Source organism: Nonomuraea dietziae (genome assembly GCF_014195505.1).
Classification (GTDB): Bacteria; Actinomycetota; Actinomycetes; order Streptosporangiales; family Streptosporangiaceae; genus Nonomuraea; species Nonomuraea roseola.
Map to the genome: position 1 here is coordinate 5,113,167 of NZ_JACIBV010000001.1, position 20,473 is coordinate 5,133,639.

20 protein-coding genes are annotated in these 20,473 nt (G+C 71.0%); 4 read left to right on the plus strand and 16 right to left on the minus strand.

Going from position 1 to position 20,473, the window contains the following annotated elements; genetic code table 11:
* Position 1: 1 nt before the first annotated feature.
* The 4 genes from FHR33_RS24320 to FHR33_RS24330 are packed head-to-tail and all read right to left on the minus strand — an operon-like array spanning position 2 to position 4,977.
* Positions 2 to 2,065: a hypothetical protein gene (locus FHR33_RS24320; RefSeq protein WP_183651960.1), complete on the minus strand. Its 2,064-nt coding sequence runs from the start codon at positions 2,063 to 2,065 to the stop codon at positions 2 to 4.
* The gene (locus tag FHR33_RS52775; RefSeq protein WP_376773208.1) at positions 2,052 to 4,013 is read right to left on the minus strand and encodes a glycoside hydrolase family 3 C-terminal domain-containing protein; all 1,962 of its coding nucleotides are present in this window, start codon (positions 4,011 to 4,013) and stop codon (positions 2,052 to 2,054) included. Before FHR33_RS52775 ends, FHR33_RS24320 begins: the two co-directional genes overlap by 14 nt.
* The gene (locus FHR33_RS53360; protein WP_376773209.1) at positions 3,983 to 4,411 is read right to left on the minus strand and encodes a glycoside hydrolase family 3 N-terminal domain-containing protein; all 429 of its coding nucleotides are present in this window, start codon (positions 4,409 to 4,411) and stop codon (positions 3,983 to 3,985) included. Before FHR33_RS53360 ends, FHR33_RS52775 begins: the two co-directional genes overlap by 31 nt.
* The gene (locus FHR33_RS24330) at positions 4,408 to 4,977 is read right to left on the minus strand and encodes a TetR/AcrR family transcriptional regulator (protein ID WP_183651963.1); all 570 of its coding nucleotides are present in this window, start codon (positions 4,975 to 4,977) and stop codon (positions 4,408 to 4,410) included. Before FHR33_RS24330 ends, FHR33_RS53360 begins: the two co-directional genes overlap by 4 nt.
* Positions 4,978 to 5,024: 47 nt before the next feature.
* Here FHR33_RS24330 and FHR33_RS24335 point away from each other — a divergent pair, with 47 nt between their 5' ends.
* Positions 5,025 to 5,954 (plus strand): alpha/beta hydrolase, encoded by a 930-nt coding sequence (locus FHR33_RS24335; RefSeq protein WP_183651966.1) that lies wholly within the window; start codon positions 5,025 to 5,027, stop codon positions 5,952 to 5,954.
* Here FHR33_RS24335 and FHR33_RS24340 read toward each other — a convergent pair.
* The 5 genes from FHR33_RS24340 to FHR33_RS24360 form a co-directional block, all read right to left on the minus strand.
* On the minus strand, positions 5,932 to 7,290 hold the full coding sequence (locus tag FHR33_RS24340) for a carboxylesterase/lipase family protein (RefSeq protein ID WP_183651969.1): 1,359 nt from the start codon (positions 7,288 to 7,290) through the stop codon (positions 5,932 to 5,934). The two genes, FHR33_RS24335 and FHR33_RS24340, sit on opposite strands and share 23 nt — an antisense overlap.
* Positions 7,287 to 8,633, minus strand: coding sequence for an MFS transporter (locus tag FHR33_RS24345; RefSeq protein ID WP_183651972.1), 1,347 nt, complete (start codon positions 8,631 to 8,633; stop codon positions 7,287 to 7,289). Before FHR33_RS24345 ends, FHR33_RS24340 begins: the two co-directional genes overlap by 4 nt.
* Before the next feature lie 74 nt (positions 8,634 to 8,707).
* Positions 8,708 to 9,343 carry a phosphotransferase family protein gene (locus FHR33_RS24350; protein ID WP_221241222.1) on the minus strand — a complete coding sequence of 212 codons (636 nt, stop codon included), beginning with the start codon at positions 9,341 to 9,343 and terminating at the stop codon, positions 8,708 to 8,710.
* A gap of 216 nt (positions 9,344 to 9,559) precedes the next feature.
* The gene (locus tag FHR33_RS24355) at positions 9,560 to 10,546 is read right to left on the minus strand and encodes a CU044_5270 family protein (protein ID WP_183651975.1); all 987 of its coding nucleotides are present in this window, start codon (positions 10,544 to 10,546) and stop codon (positions 9,560 to 9,562) included.
* Positions 10,539 to 11,129 (minus strand): RNA polymerase sigma factor, encoded by a 591-nt coding sequence (locus tag FHR33_RS24360; RefSeq protein WP_183651979.1) that lies wholly within the window; start codon positions 11,127 to 11,129, stop codon positions 10,539 to 10,541. Before FHR33_RS24360 ends, FHR33_RS24355 begins: the two co-directional genes overlap by 8 nt.
* A 258-nt stretch (positions 11,130 to 11,387) precedes the next feature.
* On the opposite strand from FHR33_RS24360, the gene FHR33_RS24365 reads away from it, so the two are divergent.
* A complete protein-coding gene (locus tag FHR33_RS24365; protein WP_183651982.1) occupies positions 11,388 to 11,942 on the plus strand; it encodes a YceI family protein in 555 nt (184 codons plus the stop codon).
* A 372-nt stretch (positions 11,943 to 12,314) separates the two neighbouring features.
* Here FHR33_RS24365 and FHR33_RS24370 read toward each other — a convergent pair whose 3' ends face one another.
* The 4 genes from FHR33_RS24370 to FHR33_RS24385 form a co-directional block, all read right to left on the minus strand.
* Positions 12,315 to 12,569 (minus strand): hypothetical protein, encoded by a 255-nt coding sequence (locus tag FHR33_RS24370; protein WP_183651985.1) that lies wholly within the window; start codon positions 12,567 to 12,569, stop codon positions 12,315 to 12,317.
* Between the two features lie 402 nt (positions 12,570 to 12,971).
* The gene (locus tag FHR33_RS24375) at positions 12,972 to 13,604 is read right to left on the minus strand and encodes a Pr6Pr family membrane protein (protein ID WP_246453070.1); all 633 of its coding nucleotides are present in this window, start codon (positions 13,602 to 13,604) and stop codon (positions 12,972 to 12,974) included.
* A gap of 62 nt (positions 13,605 to 13,666) precedes the next feature.
* Positions 13,667 to 14,509, minus strand: a complete 843-nt coding sequence (gene nadE / locus FHR33_RS24380) for an NAD(+) synthase (RefSeq protein WP_183651991.1) — start codon at positions 14,507 to 14,509, stop codon at positions 13,667 to 13,669.
* A gap of 171 nt (positions 14,510 to 14,680) precedes the next feature.
* A complete protein-coding gene (locus tag FHR33_RS24385) occupies positions 14,681 to 15,202 on the minus strand; it encodes a GbsR/MarR family transcriptional regulator (RefSeq protein WP_183651993.1) in 522 nt (173 codons plus the stop codon).
* 90 nt (positions 15,203 to 15,292) lie between these two features.
* Between FHR33_RS24385 and FHR33_RS24390 the strand changes: the two genes are divergently transcribed.
* Positions 15,293 to 16,222, plus strand: coding sequence for an ABC transporter ATP-binding protein (locus FHR33_RS24390; RefSeq protein WP_183651996.1), 930 nt, complete (start codon positions 15,293 to 15,295; stop codon positions 16,220 to 16,222).
* Positions 16,219 to 17,811: an ABC transporter permease gene (locus FHR33_RS24395; protein ID WP_183652000.1), complete on the plus strand. Its 1,593-nt coding sequence runs from the start codon at positions 16,219 to 16,221 to the stop codon at positions 17,809 to 17,811. Before FHR33_RS24390 ends, FHR33_RS24395 begins: the two co-directional genes overlap by 4 nt.
* A 54-nt stretch (positions 17,812 to 17,865) precedes the next feature.
* Here the strand turns inward: FHR33_RS24395 and FHR33_RS24400 are convergent, their stop codons facing one another.
* The 3 genes from FHR33_RS24400 to FHR33_RS24410 all read right to left on the minus strand — a co-directional run bounded on the left by FHR33_RS24400 (position 17,866) and on the right by FHR33_RS24410 (position 20,444).
* Positions 17,866 to 19,194: a serine hydrolase domain-containing protein gene (locus tag FHR33_RS24400; protein WP_246452065.1), complete on the minus strand. Its 1,329-nt coding sequence runs from the start codon at positions 19,192 to 19,194 to the stop codon at positions 17,866 to 17,868.
* Between the two features lie 260 nt (positions 19,195 to 19,454).
* Positions 19,455 to 19,664, minus strand: a complete 210-nt coding sequence (locus FHR33_RS24405) for a hypothetical protein (RefSeq protein WP_183652003.1) — start codon at positions 19,662 to 19,664, stop codon at positions 19,455 to 19,457.
* Between the two features lie 30 nt (positions 19,665 to 19,694).
* Positions 19,695 to 20,444, minus strand: a complete 750-nt coding sequence (locus FHR33_RS24410) for a L,D-transpeptidase (RefSeq protein WP_312895701.1) — start codon at positions 20,442 to 20,444, stop codon at positions 19,695 to 19,697.
* Positions 20,445 to 20,473: the final 29 nt, after the last annotated feature.

The following is a 20,473-nucleotide window of genomic DNA, read 5'->3' on the forward strand; positions in this document are numbered from 1 at the left end:
ATCATCCCCCTGAGGAGGGGTCTGCGTCGGAGGGGAAGTCGCCCAGCCCCTCGTGGCGGACCCGCCAGGAGCCGTCGCGGGGGAAGCCTTCCTGTTTGGCCATCATCGCGACGGCGGCGAGCAGGCCGCCGTTGGCGGGCAGGTAGACGCTCAGCCCTCCAGGGAACTGCGGCACCTGCCCGCTGACGAGTGTCATGTTCTTGCCGGTGTCCATGAGCAGCGCGTCGACCGCCGAGGCGGGCCTTCCGAGCTTGGTGGCGCACATCGCCAGCACGGGGTAGTCCCAGCCCCAGGTGGTGCAGAAGTCCCAGCGGGCCAGCACGTCGTCGTAGGTCGCCGCCATGGTCTCCAGGTCGATCAGCGGGGTCCTCGGCAGGAAACCGAGCGCCATCAGCATCGAGGGATGGTCGTCGGGCAGCGTGTAGGGCTCGACCGCCACCGCCGCGTAGCGGCCCTCTCGGACGGCGGGCCTGGCCAGGCCGTCTATGACGGCGTCCCAGTCGACGCGTCTTTCCATGCCGAGCCGCTCCCTCCAGCTCTGCGCGACGCCCAGCGCCCAACGCCAGTAGGCCAGCTCGAACGTCGGGTCGGCCGTACGCGCCCTGCCCGGGTAGTAGGTCTCCTGCGCGGGCACGACGGGCGGCCCGAGATGGCAGGTGCCGCCGTCCCACTCGGCGAAGTCGGCCATGAACTCGGCGGTCTCGAAGACGATCTCCTTGTGCCGCTCCAGCACGTCGGGGTCGTCGCCGTTCAGCCTGAGCAGCTCGGCGTAGTAGATCGGGTGCGGCTGCTGCCAGATGATGAACGCGCCCACCTCGGACGGCGACTCGCGCCCGTCGGGGCCGGTCTGCTTGGGCCAGCGCACTCCGGCGTAGCCCTGCCGCCGCGCGCTCTGCCTGCCCACGCCGAGGATCGACCCGTACCAGCCGAGACCCCTTTCGAGCAGGTCGGGCCTGCCCCACACGGCGAAGTGCGCGGCGTGCCACCAGTGCATCTCCAGGTGGAACTTGCCGCCCCACGAGTTGTGGACCAGCCCCGACTCCTGCGGCGGCAGCACGCCCGCGCTGTGGACGGCGGTGAGGTAGCGGGACAGCACGACCCTGCGCTCGAGCTCGGGGGCGCGGGGGTCGGAGCTGCCCTCGAAGCTCACGGCGGCGCCGCGGGTCCAGAAGTCGCGCCAGTGCGCGGCGGCCGCCGCCCTCACCTCCTCGAAGCCCGGCAGGTCGCCTGTCCGCACCGGGCCGAAGGCGACCGTGGCGTGGAGGGCGGGGGCTGCGGTGGAGAGCTCCAGCTCGGGGCCGATCACGCCGTCGGTCGCCACCCGCACGACGTAGCAGGCGTCGCCGACCGTCCGTACGGCCGACGCCCTGCCGTACACGGTCTCCTGCGTCAGCCGTTCGTCCTTCGCCAGAGGGTCGCCCTGGTCGGGGAAGGACAGCCTGAGCCGCAGCTCCCCTGCTGCCAGGAGCGGCGACTCCACCCTGGTGGCCACCAGGGGGAGGCGCGGGTGGGCGACCGTCCACACCTCGACGGGGCGGCCCAGCACCTCGAAGCGCGCGTGCACGCAGCCCGTCCACAGGTCGAGCTCGACGCGCGTGGCCTCAAGGTCGCCGAGCGCGACCCGTCCGCAGGGGAAGTCGAGGCCGAGCCTGCCGAGGTCGAGCCTGCGTGGGTTGGCGTACAGCCACGCCGCCGCCTCGGGCACGGGACCGAGCCCGTCGGGATAGCGCACCTCGCCCCGCCTGGTCGCGTAGCCCGTGGAGGCCTCGTCCAGGGTGTACGGCGCGGCAGGCTCCGTGGCGTACCACCCCCACGTGGACTGGGTGCGCAGCGGCACGGGGAAGTCGTCGAGGTCGAACTCCTTCACGGGCAGCCGCCTGACGCCGTGCTCGTCGGTCACCAAGGCCGGCCTGGGCAGCAGCTCATGCTCGGCGGGGAAGGTCTGCAGCCCCGTGACGTCCACGTTGAAGGCGAAGTCGCCGTTGCCGACGCTCAGCGTCGAGGAGGGATGCCACGCCGTCACGACGACGTTGTGGGCGCGGACCAGCCGCTCACGGTCGATCATCGCGCACCCTCGCCGCCAGTTCCTCGAGGCTGTCCGGGTCGATCTTCGAGCCGGGGAACCTGGCCAGGCGGCTCAGCGGGATGGAGCCGAGGGTCCTGGCGTACTCCTCGCTCAGGAAGCGGGACGGCTCCCGCGCCACGCCGAGCAGCGCCGTACGGCCCGCGTCGTCGGCGAACCAGTCGCCGAGCGGCGAGTCCGGCGTCAGCGGCGGCCGCCTGCCCGCCACGTCGAGGGTGACCTCCGTGTGCAGGCGCAGGTCCCTGGACGAGGCGCCCACGTGGACGCTCGCCGTGCCGGGTTCGGCCGCCCATCGGCCCTCCCGCACGTCGAAGTAGGAGAAGTCGCGATAGCCGAGGGCGAAGCGGATAACGGCGCTCTCGCCCGGCTCCAGCGCGACCTTGGTGAAGCCGCGCAGCTCCCTGACCGGCCGTCTGACCGTGGCGCTCGGCGCCGACACGTAGAGCTGCGCCACCTCGCGCCCCTGCCTGCCGCCCGTGTTGGTGACGCGGGCCGCGACCTCGACCTCGATCTCCTCGTCGGCTCCCTTCACCGACACCGTGAGGTCGGAGTAGGCGAAGGTGGTGTAGGACAGGCCGTGGCCGAAGGGGTAGCCGACCTCGCCGCGCACGGCGTCGTGGTAGCGGTAGCCGACGAAGACGCCTTCGCCGTACCTCACCTGGTCGGGGTCGCCGGGGAAGTTCAGGAAGCTGGGGGTGTCCTCCAGGCGGAGGGGGATCGTCTCGGCCAGCCGTCCCGACGGGTTGGCCACGCCGTACAGCAGGTCGGCGAGGGCGCCGCCGCCCGCCTGGCCGAGCAGCCAGCCCTCCAGGATCGCGGCCACCCGCGCGTCCCATCCCGACACGGCCACCACGCCGCCGTTGGACAGCACGACCACCGTCCTCGTGCCCGTGGCGATCACGGCGTCGAGCATCGCGCGCTGGCCTGCGGGCAGGTCGAGGTGGGCGCGGTCGTAGCCCTCCGACTCCTCGCCCTCGGGCAGGCCGAGGAAGACCACCGCGACCTGCGCCGCGGCGGCGACCTCACGGGCCTGCTCGACGAGCGCCTCGTCGGGCTCGCCGTGGTCGAGGCGGTAGCCGGGGGCGAAGGGAAGGTCGGCGCCGGCGAGGGCGCGCATCTCGGTGAGCGCGTCGTCCAGCCTGGTCGGCACGATCTGCGAGCTGCCGGCGCCCTGGTAGCGGGGGGTGCGGGCGAGCTCGCCGAGGACCGCGACGGAGGTGGAGGTGGCCAGCGGCAGGACGCCGTCGTTCTTCAGCAGCACCGCGCACTGCGCGGCGACCTCGCGAGCCAGCCGGTGATGCGCGCAGGCCCGCACCCCGTCGATCTCGACGGCCCCTCCGCCCTCGGCGACCATCACGGCTCCGGGTCGCGCGCCGGGGGCCGACGCGAGGAAGGCTTCGGGCTGGGCGGAGGAGGACTCCGCGAGGAAGGCTTCGGGCTGGGCGGCGCCGGCTTTCACGACGAAGGCTTCGGGCTGGGCGGCGCGGGCTTTGGCGACGAGGGCCACGACGCGCGAGACGGCGAGGTCGAGCAGGGCGGGGTCGAGCCTGCCGACCCTCACGGCCTCGACGAGCAGCGCGTCGGTGATGCCGCCCGAGGTGGGCATCTCCAGGTCGAGTCCGGCCCACACCCCCGCCACCCTGTCGTCGACCGCGCCCCAGTCGGACATGACCAGGCCGTCGAACCCCCATTCCTCGCGCAGGACGGTGGTGAGCAGCCAGCGGTTCTGGGAGGCGTACTCGCCGTTGACCTTGTTGTAGGCGCACATCACGGTCCACGGCCTGGCGCGCTTCACCACGTGCTCGAAGGCGGCCAGGTAGATCTCGCGCAGCGTGCGCTCGTCCACCTCGGCGCTGACCCTCAGCCTGTTGGTCTCCTGGTTGTTGGCGGCGAAGTGCTTCAGCGCGGCGCCGACGCCGCTCGACTGCACGCCCTCGACGAGCGCCGCCCCGAGCAGCCGCTGACCAGCGGATCCTCCGACAGGTACTCGAAGTTGCGACCGCACAGCGGCGAGCGCTTGATGTTGATGCCGGGGCCGAGCAGCACCTGCACGCCCAGCGCTCGCGCCTCGGCCCCGAGAGCGGCGCCCATCCCGCGTAACAGGTCAGGGTCCCAGGAGGAGCCGAGGGCGACGGCGGGCGGCATGCAGGTGGCGGGGATGCTGCGGCCGATGCCGAGATGGTCGCCGCCCGTGAGCTGACGGCGCACCCCATGGGGGCCGTCGCTCAGCGTGATCGAGGCGATGCCCGCGCGTTCGACGGGCTTGGTGGTCCAGAGCGACGCTCCCGAGGTCAGCGCCGCCTTCTCGGTGAGGGTCAGGTCGTTCACGGCGTGATCGTGTCCAGGTAGGCCTCGAGCGAGGCGAGCAGGTCGAATTCGGGGTCGATCAGCCACTGGGTCTGCAACCCGTCGAGGACGGCGATGAGCACGGGACCCGTGGCCCTGACGGCGACCTCGCCCCTGCTCTGGGCCTTGGCGAGCGTGGTGGAGAACAGTTCACGGCTGGTGCGGTAGCGCTGCACGAAGAAGTCGTGGGCGGGGTGCTCGGGATCGCAGGCCTCGGCCGAGAGGGTCACGAACAGCCGCATGACGCCCGCGGTGTCCATGTTGCGGATCATGAGCTCGCGGACCGCGAGGCGGAAGCTGCCCAGCTCCTCCCACGTCTCCTCGAACCAGGTGGTGTCGGCCTCGCTGCGCTCCTGCAGCAGCGCGGCGAGGAGCTCCTCCTTGGAGGGGAAGTAGTGCAGGACGCCCGCGAGCGTGAGCCCGACCTGGGCGGCCACGTCGCGCAGGGAGGCTCCTCTGTAGCCCTTGAGACTGAACAACTCGCGGGCTGCGGCGAGGATCTGCTTTCTGCGTGCGACGCCCACGGAGGAGGGCTTTCGAGCGGTCATGAGATCAAGGCTAACAAAAACCACCAATCAGTTGGTAGGTTTTTTGCATGCCCCTCGACCCCCTGCTCGTTCCGCTGCTCGAGGTCCACTCCTCACTGCCTCCCGCCCCCGAAGGGAAGAGCGCCGCCGAGCGCCGCCGCGAACGCGACGAGGCCAGGCGATCGGCCGATGGGAGCCCCTACGCCAGGTACATCGAGGCCGCGCCCGACGTGGACGAGGTCTACGAGGACAGCGTCCCGCCCGACGGCGTCGCCGTCCGCGTCTACCGTCACGGACTCGTGAGTGCGGGCACGCTCGTCTACTACCACGGCGGCGGCTGGTGGTCGGGCCACCCCGACGACTCCGACACCCGGTGCAGGACCATCGCCGCGGGCACCGGCCTGACGGTGGTCAGCGTCGACTACCGCCTCGCCCCCGAACACCGCTTCCCTGCCGGGGTGGAGGACTGCTACCGCGCGCTGGAGTGGGCGGCCGAGAGCTTCGGCCCCGGCTGGCTGGGCGTCACGGGAGAGAGCGCGGGCGGCAACCTCGCCGCGGTCATGGCGCTGCTGGCGAGAGAGCGCGGCGGGCCCTCGCTCGATCTCCAGATCATGGAGATCCCCGCCTTCGACCTCACGCTGTCCTCCCCCTCGATCGCGACGTACGCCGAGGGTTACGTGCTGACGGCCAAGGAGCTGCGCTGGTGCGTCGAGAACTACCTCGGCGGCCACGACCCCGCCGACCCGCTCGTCTCCCCGCTGTTCGCCGACGACCTGACAGGGCTGCCTCCCGCGGTCATCCTGACGGCCGAGTGCGACCCGCTCGCCGACGACGGCAGCCGCTACGCCGCACGACTGCGTGAGAGCGGGGTGCCCGTGACGCACGTGGAGTTCGAAGGGCAGGTCCACGGCTCGCAGATGCTCACCGGGCTCCTGCCCGTCGCCCGCGCCTGGCGGGAGACCCTGCTCGACTCCATCAGGGCGAGCCTGAAGTCCTGACCACACCGCCGCCCGGTGAGTCGAAGACCATCACCGGGCGGCCCTCGTCCCACGCGGGCCAGCCCGGGTCGCCGTCCTTGACGAAGCGCACCCACGCGGCGTGCATCCTGTCGGCCAGCTCCCGCGGACGGCCGGGCCCGCCGATCATCTCGGCGTCGGAGCTGTCGAGCGTGTCGAAGACGTAGGCCAGCTCCGTCGCGTGCGCGGCGCCGAGATCCATGACGGGCGAGCGCCACGCGAACTCGTACATCCACGTGCGCCCTCGGCGGGCGTCGGCCAGCGTGTTCATCGGCCTGCGCAGCAGCGCGTCGGTGACCAGCGCGCCGAAGACGTCGCCGCTGCTCGCACCTCGGCGGGCCGCGAAGTCCCTGAAACGCACCCTGGCAGCCAGCACGTGGAGCCGGCCGATCTTGTCGATCTTCCCTGTGGGCACCGTCCACAACCTGAACTCCTCGGCCGTGTGGCCCATCATGAGCGGGATGCCCGCGCCCGCGCCCGCCAGCAGGGCGGTGCCGGGGTCCGAGGGAACCAGCTCGTCTCCCGGCACCACGCCGAAGCCCACGCCCTTGGCCAGCACCCGCGTCTGGCAGGCCAGCAGCTCCTCGGGCGGCACCCGCGCGAACGCCTCCCGCGTCGCCCGCACTCCGAGCTCCTTGGCCATCAGGCGGGTGATCCGCCTCGCCTTACCCGCCCGCCCCGGAGCCAGGGGACCGCTCTGCACGACGGCCTGGGCGAACAGCTCGCCCGCCGAGGGATGGGCGAGCAGCGCGGCCACCGCCCCGCCGCCCGCCGACTGGCCCGCCACCGTCACCCTGCCCGGATCCCCTCCGAAGGCCGCGATGTTGTCGCGCACCCAGCGCAGCGCGGCGAACTGGTCGGCCAGCCCCAGGTTGGCGGGCGCGTCGTCGAGCACGGAGAAGCCCTCGGCGCCCAGCCGGTAGTTGATCGACACCAGCACGACGCCGTCACGGGCGAAGGCGCTCCCTTCGTAGGTGGCGAGGGCGTTGCCACCCCTGGTGAGCGCGCCGCCCGGCACCCACACCATGACGGGGTGCCCCGTGCCCTCCGCCGGCGCCCAGACGTTGAGGTTGAGCACCTCCTCGCCGTGGATGATCACGCTGGGCAGGACCTTCTCCAGCCCTCCGGCGTACGGCACCTGCGGCGGCGTGGGGCCCATGCTCCTCGCCTCTCGCACGCCGGCCCACGGGTCGTGCGGCCTGGGCGGCGCGAACCTGTCGGCCCCGTACGGCGCGGCGGCGTAGGGCACGCCGAGGAACCTGGCCACGCCACGCTCCACCGTCCCTCGCACCCTGCCCTGGGCGGTCTTGACGATCATGCCGGCTCCACCACGGCCGTGCGCCGCTCGGCCAGCCGCCGCGAAGCCTCGCGCGCCACCTCACCGCTGATCGGGTAGAGGAGGAAGGCCAGCGCGCCCACCAGGCCGATCCCCGCGGGAACGAGACTCTGCGCCATGAGGATGCCGTCCAGCGTCTCCTCGCTCTGCGCCACTCCGCCGCTGCGGTAGCCGGTCAGCGCCAGCGTGTACGCCAGCAGGCCGCCGCCCACGCCCCCGCCCGCCTTGGTCGCGAACGAGGTCATCGCCGCGAGTGAGGCCTCGGTCCTGAAGCCGTGCTTCCACTCGGTGTAGTCGGTCAGCTCGGCCAGCAGCACCAGGCTGAGCGACACCGCCCCGCCCAGGCCCACCCCCGTCAGGGCGAAACAGGCCAGGACAGGCACGGGATCGGGCGGCACGGCCATCAGCGCCGCCAGGCCCGTGATCGACACGCCCAAGCTCGCCACGTAGAGCGGCTTGGCCCCGGCCCGCCTGGCCAGCACGGGCACCGCCACGGCCCCCGCCACCATCGGGATCGCCATCACGAACGCCGCCGCCGACAGGTACACCGTGTCGCCGATGTAGTAGAGGAAGAAGTACGGCATCGCCGCCGTGAGCGCCCCGCCGGCCGCCTGCACCGACACCTTCGACAGCAGCAGGATCGGTACCGCCCTGCCGGAGAAGAACACCCTGCGCACGTCCGACAGGCGGTAGCGCTCGGGCGAGAGCGGCACCACCCTCTCGCGCACCCGCAGCACCATGACGACGACCAGGCAGAACCCAAGGATCGCGGAGCCGATGACGTAGGTGAGCCATCCGCGCGTGCCCCCTCCCAGCAGGTTCACGACCGGCAGCGTCAGCCCCGTGGCCAGCGCCGCCGCGAACAGCCCCGTGACACCGACGATCGCGGCGAGCTGGCCGCGCGCTCCCTGGTCTGCGCTCATCGCGGGCACCAGCGAGGTCATCGGGATCTGGAACAGGTCGAGCAGCAGGCCCCACAGCAGGTAGGTGATCCACAGGGCGACGAGCGCGTCGGGCAGGAGCGCGGGAACGACGAAGAGCGCGATGACGCAGCACACGCATAACACCGCGCCGACCAGCACGTACGGTCTGAACCTGCCCCATCGCGTGGGAGGGAGATGGTCGACGAGGTAGCCCATGATCGGATCGCTGGCGCCGTCGGCGACCCTGGCGACCAGCATGAGCGTGCCGACGGCCGCCGCGCCCAGGCCCACGATGTCGGTGAGGTACAGCAGGAGGAAGCCGGAGCCCGCGCCCATCAGCACGCCACCCCACACCCCCGAGAAGAAGGCGAACTTCTCCGCCATGCCGGGTCTGTCGTCCATCCCGCCACTCCTCGTTCGAAGACCTACCAACTGATAGGTAGATGCTTCAGGCTAGAGTCGGGCGTCATGCACCGTCAATGCTCGCCGCGCTCCAGCAGGCGCACCGTCGACTCGACATGACGATCGACCACGTGTGGCGGCTCGCCGTTCACGAGGGCCGAGCCGACCTGCTCGATCGCGAACGTCCCCGCCCACACGCGCGCTCTCCTGTAGGTCTCGCCGTCCACCGCCGACCTCACGGCGTCCCACCCGTGCCAGGCCAGACAGGCGGCGTCCACAGCGGGATCGAAGGGCTGGGCGAGATCCCAGTCGAGCACCCCGATCAGGTCGCCGTCCGAACTCCAGTGCACGTTGTCGCCGCCCAGATCCCCATGAACCAGACTCGCCGTGACCTTGTCGAGCTCGAGGGCCGCCTCGATCCTGCGCCGCGCCTCCGTCCGCACATGGACGGGCAGCCGGGGCAGCACCTCCTCCACGAGGATCTCCTCCCAGCGCTCCCTGCCCGCGTAGGCGTGCGGCTCGTCCAGCACGTCCTCCACCAGCCGGAGGTCCACGGAGGCGAGGGCGTCGAGCAGGCCGCGAAGCTTCGCGGGATCCCCGCTCCCCCGAGGATGCGCGGTGCCGTCCACCCAGCTCACGGCGACGGCCACGCGGCCTGCGACCGTGGAGACGGGGACGAGCGGGGTGGGCACCTGGAAGGGCAGGTCCATCCGGGCCAGCCGAGCCAGCAGTCGGCGCAGCGGGGCAACGAGGCCGCCGCCGCTTCCGTACGCGCGACACGGACGGCGGCCGCGCCGGGGAGGAGAACCACGTCGTGGAACTGCCCTCCGCCGAACCGCGCTCCGTCGAGGGACACGCCGGGCAGCAGCTCGGCCGCCAGGTCGAGAAGGTGGGGAGAGGGGGAGATCGACATCCGCCGACACTACCTACCCGGGGAGCTCGCCGGGCTCGTCCACGACGCCCGCCGCGACTTCGGCACTGGCGTAGAAGCTCCCCGCGGTGAAGACGACGTCGCCGTTGATGACGTGGTCGCGCACGTAGTCCACCCGCCTGCCGAGGAACTCGTAGGTCGTGGCGTCGAGGACCAGGTACGACCTGGCCACCACCTGGCCGTTCGCGTCGCGCTCGGTGCCGACGCCTGGAGCACCCCACTCGTAGGCGATGCCGATGCCCGTCCTGCCCGCCGCGTCACGTACGCCGGAGTCCACCCGCACGCCGGGGATCTCGGCGAGGGCGCGGAAGATCGCTCCCCGCAGCCTGGGCGGCACGGGCACCTCCTGCTCGAGGTACACCGACAGCACCCGGAAGGCCCGCGCGTCTGGATGCTCCCCGAGGCCCGCCTCCTCCTTCGGCTTGGTCGCCCAGTGCCTGTCGCCCTTGACGTGCGCCAGGAGCCTGCTGGGGTCGGTGGGCAGCTTGGCCAGCCTGGCCGCGTACCCCCGCGGGCTCAGGTCGTCGTCATCCGGGTCCGGCCTGTGGCGGTGCTCCTCCAGCGGGCCCTGCCCCTGACGGACGGCCTGCCGGGTGCCGTCGTAGCGGGTCCAGTACTCCTGGACCTCGGCCGTCGCTTCGCCCGGCTGCTTGACCAGGGTCTTGCGGTACAACCACTGGTCGGGGCGTGGCGCCGGGGCGGGAGCGCGCCGCTCGGAGACCTGAGCGGCCTGTCTCAGCACAGCCTCCGCGCTCATGGGCACCGTCCCGGTGATGACGATCGGGCGCGTGCCCTGGGTGGGCGCGCCGATGCCGCTCACCACCGCCGCCGCCGCCAGCGCCCCGGCCACCGCGAGCAGGGACGGCGCCATCCAGAACCGGCGCCGGCGCCTCAGCGCCCGGACGCGCAGGGCCTTCAGCCGCTCCACCCCGGGCTCGGGCGCGTCCGCTCGCATGCCGCTCAGCAGCTCCAGGTCATCCACGGGTGGTCTCCTCTTCGACAGCGGACGGGTCGACCCCGCCCAGAGCCGCACGGGTCTTCCTCCGGGCCCGGTGCAGGCGCGAACGCACCGTGCCGACAGGGATGCCGAGCGCCCGTGCCACCTCCTCGTAGCTGAAGTCGGCCCAGGCGATCATCAGCAGGACCTCGCGGTCCTCGGGCGACAGCACCGCGAGCGCCTCCGCCAGCTCCTGGTGCGCCGCCGAGGCCGACACGCGGGCCTCCACTCTGTCGGCGTAGCTCTCCGCCACCTCGTCCGTCCCGGTTCTGGCCAGCGCCAGGTACGCCCTGACCTCGGCGCGGCGGTGTTTGCCGATGAGGTTGGCGGCGATGCCGTACAGCCACGGGCGGGCGTCGCGGTGGGCGGTGTCGTAGCGGGTGAGCCGGCGGAAGGCCGCCAGGAACGTCTCGGCCACGACGTCGTCGGCCAGCGAGTCGCCCAACCGGCGGGTCACGTATCGGTGGAGCGCGGGAGCGTGCCGGTCGAACAGCACGGAGAAGGCGGCGGGATCTCGCCGGGCACGGTCGATCACCTCCGCGTCGTCCGGTTCGCCATGGGTGATCAAGCGTGAGCTCCGTTCCTTGGGGCCGATCACTCCCTTTCACCCGCAAGCGGCGATCGAGTTCTCATCGCGTGTCCGGCGTCGCCCACCGAGGGACCGGCCCCTGACGTTGTCAGCAGCCCACGCCAGTTGGACCAGCCATCATCATGGTGCGCACCCTCCAGCAGAGCACGCAGGCGACGAGAGACGCGCGCCGCCGCCCGCCGAATTAGGCGCCGAGCGGGATACTGCAGACCCTCCAGCCGGAGCTAGCCTGGAAAGGTGAGCATCACCGCTGGTGGCTACGCGTGGGGACCCGAGTCTGGTCGGCTCCTGGTCAATACGACGCGTACCGGGCTGGGCGCGAAGGCCGGCCATGATCTCACCATCGGGGTCACGCGCTGGCGCGGCGACGCCACGGTCGACCCCGCCGACCCGGCCAACTGCTCGGTGACCGTCGAGGTCGACGCCGAGTCGTTCGAGGTCCAGGAAGGAACCGGCGGCGTCAAACCGCTGACGAGCTCCGATCGTGAAGAGATCGCGAAGATCGTTCGAGAGAAGGTCCTTCACAGCGGCCGCCATCCCACGATCACGTTCAGGTCGTCACGGATCGAGGGAAGCGCGGAGTCGTTCCGCATCGAGGGCGACCTCACCATGGTCGGCGTCACCCAACCTGTGACGGTGCAGGGCGCGCTGACCGAGGGCCGCGTACACGGCTCGGCGACCGTCCTGCAGTCCCGCTGGGGAATCCGGCCCTACTCGGCGTTCTTCGGCGCCCTCAGGGTCAGCGACGAAGTCGAGATCCACTTCAACCTCACCCTCACACCGAAGCAGTAACCCCGACCGCGCACCCGACTCCTCAGCGCGGGCATCGGATCCGCCCGACAGGAGCCCGCTCGAACGGGTCACCTAGCTTGACGTTGGCACCGCCGATTTCGCGGTACCCGTTGGGGGCCTGGGTATGGACTTCGCGCGTACGGTCACGTCTGCTCGTCGGGCGTGAAAGGCCAGACGTAGCGTGAAGGTGTCCAAGGTGAACAGGTGGGCGCCGTCCCAGTCGAAGCATTCGACTTGCCCAGGCGGGGCGTCAGACTGAGCGGCCATGCTGTCATGACCTTGCCGGCGAACTCGGTCACGGACATGAGCACATGGTCCTACAGACGGAAACGGCTTGGGCAGGCTCCGAGCAGTGCCAGCGGTGAAGTCTCCCTACCGCCAGAACGCGTGACTGGATCGGTTGTCCTCCGCGCGGTCGTAGATCGCGCGAAGCCACGGTTGGCGAACCTGCGGCAGCCGGGCCAGCGTGTGGAGGAACACCCCTCGGTCGGCCCGGAACGAGAAGGCCGGCAGCAGCGGTGGAGGGTCGTCGCGATAGACGCCCTCGGGTAGCCCGCCCGACGCGGGGCAGAGTCGCCGATCGCGGTTGAAGGCCAGATACATCCACACATCGGCAGCCAGCGGCACCGTCGCTCCCGCGCCGGACGACCACGTCTCCCCGGTCTGCGGATGCCGCGGAACCAAGGTGATGTCCGCGGCCGTGGCGGGCAGGCCCGGCCCGGCCAGGGCCAGGCTCTTCCCCGGCGACCTGGGTGGGAGCAGGGCATCGAGCGCCGGACGGAACGCATCAGCGACAGGGCCATCGGGAGGTCATGGCCGTAACGCTGATGGGCGTGGGCGGGGAGCACGACCTGCGACACCGGTGAGGTCAGCACGGTGCCACAGCCGGCGCACGCGAACACAGCCATTTCCATCCAGCCTCACCGTGCCTGGATCATCCTTGCTCAGAGCCGGTCTTGAGGGAACCGCTCGACGCTGATCCAGCGCCAGTCACACGCTCACAGGGCACCCGCCCGCGCATCGACCACTTCACATGGAGTCGACCGCCGTACGGTTCCGGTGATTGACGAGGCGGTGGAGGGCGATCAGCCCATAACCGAGCAGCGCGAAGCAGACGGCCAGCGCCACCGCCATGAGCAGGACTCCGCCGTACCCGAACCTGTCCACGTTCAGAAACGGATAGGGGTATCGCTTCCATGCGTGTGGAGGCAGCAGGGCGCCCCGGACCAGGGCAAAGACCATATACACCACCGGATAGGCCAGCCAGGCAGGGGCCGCCGCCCACCTCGGCCGAGGGGCGGTCCTGTCGAAGGCCAGCCAGTCGATCACGGCCATGATCGGTGTCACGTAATGGAGGAGGAAGTTGCCGAGGCCGGGACCGGTGAGAGAGAGGTGCTCGAAGGGGTTGGCTCCACGCATGCGCAGAAAGTGCCACACCAGCCCGGTTATCACGATGTAGAGCGTCACCGCCCCCTTGACCCCGGTGGAGGGCCGCCGTCTGGTCACCACCCGCCAGGAGCAATATCCCGCGAGCATCAGATTGCTCTGCACGGTGAAGAGCACGAGCGGGTTCAGCGGGTCGGCCAGGGCCATCCACGTACAGCTCAAGCCGGTCACCGCGACCAGGATCAACACCAAGCGGAACATCGTCGCCCAAACCATGAAGATCACGGTCGCACGCCCATGTCGTCCGCGCTGAAGAATCGACAGCGGTTACCGCGGGATCAACTGCGCCACCAGTCGTCGAGGGGGGTGACCGGAACGGTCCGCTTGTGCCGGGTCGCGAGGTAGGCCGACTCCACCTTCGCCGCCAGGTCCGGCGCGACGTCGAGACCTTCCAGATAGTCGTCGATCTGGGTGTACGTCAGGCCGAGCGCCACCTCGTCGGGCAGCGCGGGCCGGTCGTCCTCGAGATCGGCGGTCGGGACCTTCTCCCAGACACTCGGCGGTGCGCCGAGCTCCTGCAGCAGGGCGGCGCCCTGGCGCTTGGTCAGTCCGGTCAGCGGGGTGAGGTCGACACCGCCGTCGCCGTACTTGGTGAAGAAGCCGGTCACCGCCTCGGCGGCGTGGTCGGTGCCCACGACCAGCATGCTCAGCTGACCGGCGATCGAGAACTGGATCACCATGCGTTCGCGGGCCTTGATGTTGCCGCGCACGAAGTCCCGCAGTTTGGGCTCATCGCCCAGCAGCTCCCGCAGGCCCAGCGCCGTCTCGGCGGCGACGGCGTCCGCGCCCGGCTTGACGTTCACCGTGATCGTCCGGTCGGGCTGGATGAACTTCACCGCGATCTGCGCGTCGTGCTCGTCGGCCTGCACGCCGTACGGCAGCCGCACCGCGATGAAGGTGGCCTCATGCCCCTCGGCCCGCAACTCCTCGCTGGCGAGCTGGCACAACCTGCCGGTCAGCGTGCTGTCCTGGCCGCCACTGACCCCGAGCACGTAACCCTTGGCCGAGGTCGACCGCAGGTAGTCCTTGAGGAAGTCGATCCGTTGCCGGATCTCGACCTTGGGCACGATGGTCGCCTTGACGCCGAGTTCGGCGAGAATCTGCTCCCGTAGGTTCGCCATCCGCGTACTGTACTGGCCGGGATCGAACCACGCGAAGACGGGTCTGCGCGGAGCGACCCGACGGCGATGTCGTGTCGGACCGGTACGAGCGATCGGGCCCTCAAGCTCAGCGGTCGCCGCCGACCCGGAGGCGACCGGCCGTACGGGGCCCTGGCCGACACCAGATGCGACTCATCGGACGGCTCGATCCGGATCGCCTGACTGCTCCGCGGGCTGGGCGTTCACCTCGTTCCACTTGTGCAGCAGTTGGGGGACCTCCCTGCGCAGGAACGCGAAGAAGCGCCGGGTCTCGTCCATCCGGGCGCCCGCGGGCGTGTCCGTGCCGAGCACCTCGACCCCATCGCGCGCGCCCTCCTCGAAGCGACGGAACACCTCGTCACTCGACGCCGCCGCCTTGTACCACGCCGTCTGGTCGACACGGTAATGATCGCGACGCTCACCGGGGTCCCGCTCACGGGTCACCATCCCGACCCGCATCAGGTACTTCACCGCGCCCGAGACGGCCGACGGGCCGACCTGCAGCATGTCGGCGAGTTCAGCGGCGGTACGCCGGCCGTCGTCGGCGATGAGGAGCGCCGCGAGCACGCGTGCGGCCATGCGCGGGTAACCCGAGTCGGACATGATCACGGCGAAGCGTTCGAGGAACCTCAGCGCGTCGGCCGTGCCGCTCTCGTCGTCAACTCTCTTGGTCATGCACACCCTCTGCGCGTCGTCTCCGGCAGGCCCCAGGCTACAGACTATCGATAGTTCACGAATTTCGTGAATTTCATGTAGCCTGCAAACATGTCCAACATGATCTCCGTGTCCGGTCTGGTCAAGACCTTCGGCCGGACACGGGCACTCGACGGTCTGGACCTGACGGTCCGGGCCGGTGAGGTGCACGGGTTCCTCGGCCCGAACGGGGCCGGCAAATCCACCACCATCCGGATCCTGCTCGGCCTGCTGCGCCAGGACGCGGGCACGGCTCGGCTGCTGGACGGCGATCCGTGGCAAGACGCGACCGCACTGCATCGCCGACTGGCGTACGTGCCAGGCGACGTGACCCTGTGGCCGGACCTGACCGGTGGAGAGACGATCGACCTGCTCGGCCGGATGCGCGGCGGGCTCGACCCCCGGCGCCGAGCCGAGCTGCTCGAGCGCTTCGAGCTGGATCCACGCAAGAAGGGGCGGGCCTACTCCAAGGGCAACCGGCAGAAGGTGGCCCTGGTCGCGGCGCTGTCCTCGGATGCCGACCTGCTCATCCTGGACGAGCCCACCTCCGGCCTCGACCCGCTGATGGAGGCCGTCTTCCAGGAAAGCATCCAGGAAGAGCGGAACAAGGGACGCACGGTGCTGCTGTCCAGTCACATCCTCGCCGAGGTCGAGGCCCTGTGCGACAGGGTGAGCATCATCAGGCGCGGCCGTACGGTGGAGACGGGCACGCTCACCGAGCTGCGTCACCTCACCCGCACCTCGATCACGGCCGAGCTCGCCGGTCCCGTCCCCCAGCTCGCCGGATCGGTCGGCGTGCACGACCTGTGGACACAGGGCAGCCGGTTGCGCTGCCAGGTCGACGGCGACGCGCTCGACCCGCTGCTGGGCGAGCTCGTGAAGGTCGGTGTGCGGAGCCTGGTCAGCCGGCCGCCGACGCTGGAGGAGATGTTCCTGCGCCACTACGAAGACGATCTGTCCGGCGCGGGCGCGACCGGAGAGCACGCGGCGGTACGGCGATGAGCACTCTCACCGGCACCGGCGGACTGATCCGGCTCATCCTGCGACGCGACCGGGTGAGGTTACCGGCCTGGTTCGGGCTCGTGGCGATGCTCGTGATCGGCGTCGCGAGCTCGGTGGCCGCTGCCTATCCCACCGAAGAGGCGCGGCAGGCGTTCCTCCACACGACCAACGGCGACCCGACACAGCTCATGATGATCGGCCCGATCTACGACTCGTCCGCAGGAGGGCTCGCCGCGTGGCGAGTACGCGGGCAGGCAGCGCTGCTCATCGCGCTGGCGAGCCTGTTGCTGGTGATCCGCAGCACCCGCGCGGAGGAGGAGGCGGGCCGGAGCGAGCTGCTGGGCTCGACCGTGGTCGGCAGGCACGCGGCGCTGACGGCCGCGCTGACCGTGGCGTTCGCCGCCAACCTGGTCACCGCCCTTGTCGTGGCACTGGGTCTCATGGGCCAGGGGCTGCCTCCGCGGGGCTCCCTGGTGATGGGGCTGTCGGTCGCCGCCGCCGGCTGGGTCTTCGCCGCGGTCGCGGGCCTGGCGGCCCAGCTGACCGAGAGCTCTCGTACCGCCGGCGGCCTCGCCGCCATGGCGATGGGCATCCTGTACGCGGTGCGCGCGGGCGCGGACGTCGAGAAGAGCTCCTGGGTGTCCTGGCTGTCGCCGTTCGGCTGGACCCAGCACATGCGCCCCTTCGCCGGTGACCACTACTGGCCGCTCCTGCCTGTCGTCGGCCTGATCCTGCTGCTGGTGGCAGGCGCCTACCGGATGTCCGCACGCCGGGACCTGGGGGCCGGCATCCTCCCGCCCCGGCTCGGTCCGGCCGACGCGGCGCCGAGCTTGCGCACCTCGATTGCCCTGGCATGGCGGCTGCAGCGGGGCACGCTGCTCGCCTGGGCCATCGCGTTCACCGCGTTCGGCGCCGGCCTGGGAGGCGCCGCGCGGAGCGCCGCCGACCAGCTGAACGCGAGCGAGGCCCTCAGGGAGCTGATCGAGCGGATGGGTGGTGGTGGCCGTCCCGCCGACGGCTTCTTCGCCTTCGTCATCTACCTGATGAGCCAGGTCATCACGCTCTACGCGATTCAGGCGACCCTGAGACTGCGGGCGGAGGAGATCTCCGGCCGTGCCGACCTCATCCTGACCGGCCCGGTCGGCAGACTGCGCTGGGCAGGCGGTCACCTGGCCATCGTCGCGGCCGGGTCGGGGATCGTGCTCGCCGGGCTCGGCGTTGGTATGGGTCTGGTCCACGGGCTCTCCACGGGAGATCCGGGCGGCGAGATCGCACGGCTGGTGGGTGCGAGCCTGACGCGATTGCCCTCGGTCCTGGTGCTGGCCGCCGTCTCGACGCTGGCGTACGGCCTGCTGCCACGGCTCGCCGCGATCATCCCCTATGCCGCGCTCGGCCTGTGCCTCGTGCTCGAGTTCGCGGTGGAACTGCTGGGCGCCGACCCGTCGATCTTGCAGGTGTCGCCGTTCGCGCAGACCCCTGGCCTTCCGGTCGCCGCGTTCACCGTGACGCCGCTGGTCCTGCTGACCGTCGTCGCCACCGGGCTCACCGCCGTCGGGCTGGCCGGGCTCCGCCGTCGTGACCTCGGGTGACCCTGAAGGCCACCGGGCAGTTCACCGTCCGCCGAACACAGGGACGCCATCAAGCTAGTCAGCGACGGTGGGGAGGGAGAGGCCGGCGTAGATCTGGTTGAGGGCCGTGGGCAGCAGGGCCTGGGCCGTGGTCTTGCCGTCCGGCGACAGGGTCAGGTTCGTCCAGATGACGAGCGTGACCTCGTTGTCCGGGTCGTGGCCGATGAAGGAGTTGAAGCCGGGCAGCTCACCGCCGTGGTAGTACATCGAGGCGCTCGGACCGAAGCGCTGGTAGGCGATGCCGTAGCCGTACTTCTGCCCCTCGGGCGCGGCCGGGTCCTGGGCTTGCGGGCTGTGGAGCCACTGCTGCTGGAAGTGAGGATGGAGGACCTTGCCCGTCACCAGGGCCCGGATCCAGGTGGCCAGGTCGTCGGCGGTGGAGATGACGCCTCCGGCCGCGGTGGCGTAGGAGGGGTTCTGGTGAGTGTAGTCCGCCGGCCGGAGCTTGCCCGACCTGGCCGCCGCCTGCATGTCGTCGGGGTAGGGCCGGTCGACCAGCGCGTAGGCCGATCCTCCGTACATGTAGCCGTGGGAAGAGGGGGCGGGGAGGGACAGGTCGTCGGCGGCGGGCAGCGAGGTCCCCACCAGTCCCAGCGGGACGAACAGCCGGTTTCGGAACTGCTCGGCCAGCGGGTGGCCGCCCGCCTTCTCGGCGACGAGGCCCAGCAGCGCGTAGTTGGTGTTGCTGTACTCGTAGGACGCGTCCGGCGCGAAGTTCGGCGGGCGCCGGAACGCGATGTCCAGCATCGCCTGCGGCGTCTCGACCCTGCGCGGGTCGGCGTCCAGTGCCGCCGCGAGTTCGGGCGCGCTGGTGTAGTTGTAGAGTCCGCTGCGCATCTTCAGCAGGTCGGCGATGGTGATGTGTTCGCCGTTGGGCACTCCGGGGACGTAGGCGGAGACCGGGTCGCTCAGCCGGAGCCTGCCGTCCTGGGCGAGGAGGATGATCAGCGCCGAGGTCATGGTCTTGGTGTTGGAGGCGATCCTGAAGTGGTCGCCCGTGGTGGGCGCCTTGGCCGTGCCCAGCTCGGTGGTGCCGACGGTCGCCCTGAAGGTTCCCTGCGGGGTGCGGAGCAGGACCACCGCGCCGGGAACCATGAGCTTCCTCGCCGCACGCTCGACGGCGGACTGGAACGCGGCCGGATCCACGGGCTTCAGCGCCGACGGGGTGGGGCTGGGGGCGCTCGCGGCCGCCGCAGGTGCGGGCGACATGGCGGATACGGCCGTGAAACTCGCCTCTGACGGCAGGGCGCAGCTCGCGATCAGCAGGGCGGCGCACGGTGCCAGCAGAGCCACGCGGCGGGCGGCGCGGTTCGGCGCGTCGTCGTCAGCTCGGGACATCTTCATGCCGGCATCACAGCCCCCGCGCTCGGCGGTCCGGTACCGCGGTCAGGGTGATACGAAAGCGAGGCGGCACGACCAAAGAGGCACAAAACGGAATAAGAGCTGCAATTCTATCGTCTTCGAGCCCGCGCAGGCGGTGTGGACGCACGGGGTCCTGCTCCTGCCCGCGATGGCCTGGTCGCTGACGCGACCGCGGGCAGGAGAGGGCTGCGGGCGCCGGGGCGCGGCGCCGCAGACCCGGGGGCTGCGGCGCCGTACCACGATCAGCCGGTGTAGGCCGGCCTGGCGACGACGGGTTCCTCCGGACCCGCTGGCGTCTTGACCGCGGGCCGCTCGGCCGGCGCCGGGGCGGGCGTGGCGGGCGTGGCGGACGGCTTCTTGGGATCGGCCGCGGCCGGGCCCGAGAAGCCTGAGAGTCCTGCGGTCAGGGCCAGCACCGCGCCGATGCCGATGAGCGTGGCTTTGATCTTCATATGGGTTCCCCTGTTCATTCGAGTCGGGCTTCAGCCCTGTACGACGACCGGAGTACCGATCGCCAAGTTCTTCGCCATCCAGGTGATGTCGTCGTTGCTGATCCGGACGCAGCCGTGGCTGGCCCGCGTGCCGATGCCGGAGGGCCTGTTCGTCCCGTGGATCGCCAGCTGGCCCGGGCCACCGGCGAAGCTCTTCAGCACCGGCGAGAAGCCGCTCAGCCCGAAGGCGTAGGCGCCGTAGGCCCCGCCCTGGTCGACGGGCTTCACCAGCTCGGTGAAGAAGTAACGACCCGGAGGTGTCGGCGTGCCCGCTTCGCCCGTCGCGACCTTGCCCGTCCTGACGGCCCTGTCGCCGTCATAGACCGTGAACCTGAACGCCCCGCGATCGATCTCCACCCGGTAGGAGGTCTCCGCGAGCGTCACGTCGGTGGCCTTGATCCAGCCCTTGCTGCCGTTCGGCCGGATCGGCAGCAGCACCTGGAGCCACTCGCCCTCGTCACGTTCCACCAGGAAGACACGCCTCGCGCCGTAGTCGTTGGGACTCGTGATCGTCCTCTGTGCCACCCCTTCCTTGGTTCCGTAGACCGTGATCCGAGACCCCTTGACGCTCGCGATCTTCGACCTGGCGCCGGTCGCCGGCACCTGCCGCACGGCGCTGCTCGCGGAACTGGCGCCGGTCGCCGGCTCGCGCCCTACGGCGCTGCTCGCGCTGCCCGCACAGCCGGCCAGCAGGAACGCGAGTGCCGCCGCGGCAGCCGTACGAAGCAGGTTGGTTCTCACCTGACGCAGCCTGGCGACAGAATGTGTGG

What these genes read in the sequence shown, in the direction of transcription:
- FHR33_RS24340 (WP_183651969.1), bottom strand. Translation starts at nt 7,290, where the DNA reads ATGATCGTCAAGACCGCCCAGGGCAGGGTGCGAGGGACGGTGGAGCGT.
- FHR33_RS24345 (WP_183651972.1), bottom strand. Translation starts at nt 8,633, where the DNA reads ATGGACGACAGACCCGGCATGGCGGAGAAGTTCGCCTTCTTCTCGGGG.
- FHR33_RS24350 (WP_221241222.1), bottom strand. Translation starts at nt 9,343, where the DNA reads ATGGACCTGCCCTTCCAGGTGCCCACCCCGCTCGTCCCCGTCTCCACG.
- FHR33_RS24320 (WP_183651960.1), bottom strand. Translation starts at nt 2,065, where the DNA reads ATGATCGACCGTGAGCGGCTGGTCCGCGCCCACAACGTCGTCGTGACG.
- FHR33_RS24390 (WP_183651996.1), top strand. Translation starts at nt 15,293, where the DNA reads ATGTCCAACATGATCTCCGTGTCCGGTCTGGTCAAGACCTTCGGCCGG.
- FHR33_RS24405 (WP_183652003.1), bottom strand. Translation starts at nt 19,664, where the DNA reads ATGAAGATCAAAGCCACGCTCATCGGCATCGGCGCGGTGCTGGCCCTG.
- FHR33_RS24385 (WP_183651993.1), bottom strand. Translation starts at nt 15,202, where the DNA reads ATGACCAAGAGAGTTGACGACGAGAGCGGCACGGCCGACGCGCTGAGG.
- FHR33_RS24335 (WP_183651966.1), top strand. Translation starts at nt 5,025, where the DNA reads ATGCCCCTCGACCCCCTGCTCGTTCCGCTGCTCGAGGTCCACTCCTCA.
- FHR33_RS24400 (WP_246452065.1), bottom strand. Translation starts at nt 19,194, where the DNA reads ATGAAGATGTCCCGAGCTGACGACGACGCGCCGAACCGCGCCGCCCGC.
- FHR33_RS24395 (WP_183652000.1), top strand. Translation starts at nt 16,219, where the DNA reads ATGAGCACTCTCACCGGCACCGGCGGACTGATCCGGCTCATCCTGCGA.
- nadE (WP_183651991.1), bottom strand. Translation starts at nt 14,509, where the DNA reads ATGGCGAACCTACGGGAGCAGATTCTCGCCGAACTCGGCGTCAAGGCG.
- FHR33_RS24330 (WP_183651963.1), bottom strand. Translation starts at nt 4,977, where the DNA reads ATGACCGCTCGAAAGCCCTCCTCCGTGGGCGTCGCACGCAGAAAGCAG.
- FHR33_RS24375 (WP_246453070.1), bottom strand. Translation starts at nt 13,604, where the DNA reads ATGGTTTGGGCGACGATGTTCCGCTTGGTGTTGATCCTGGTCGCGGTG.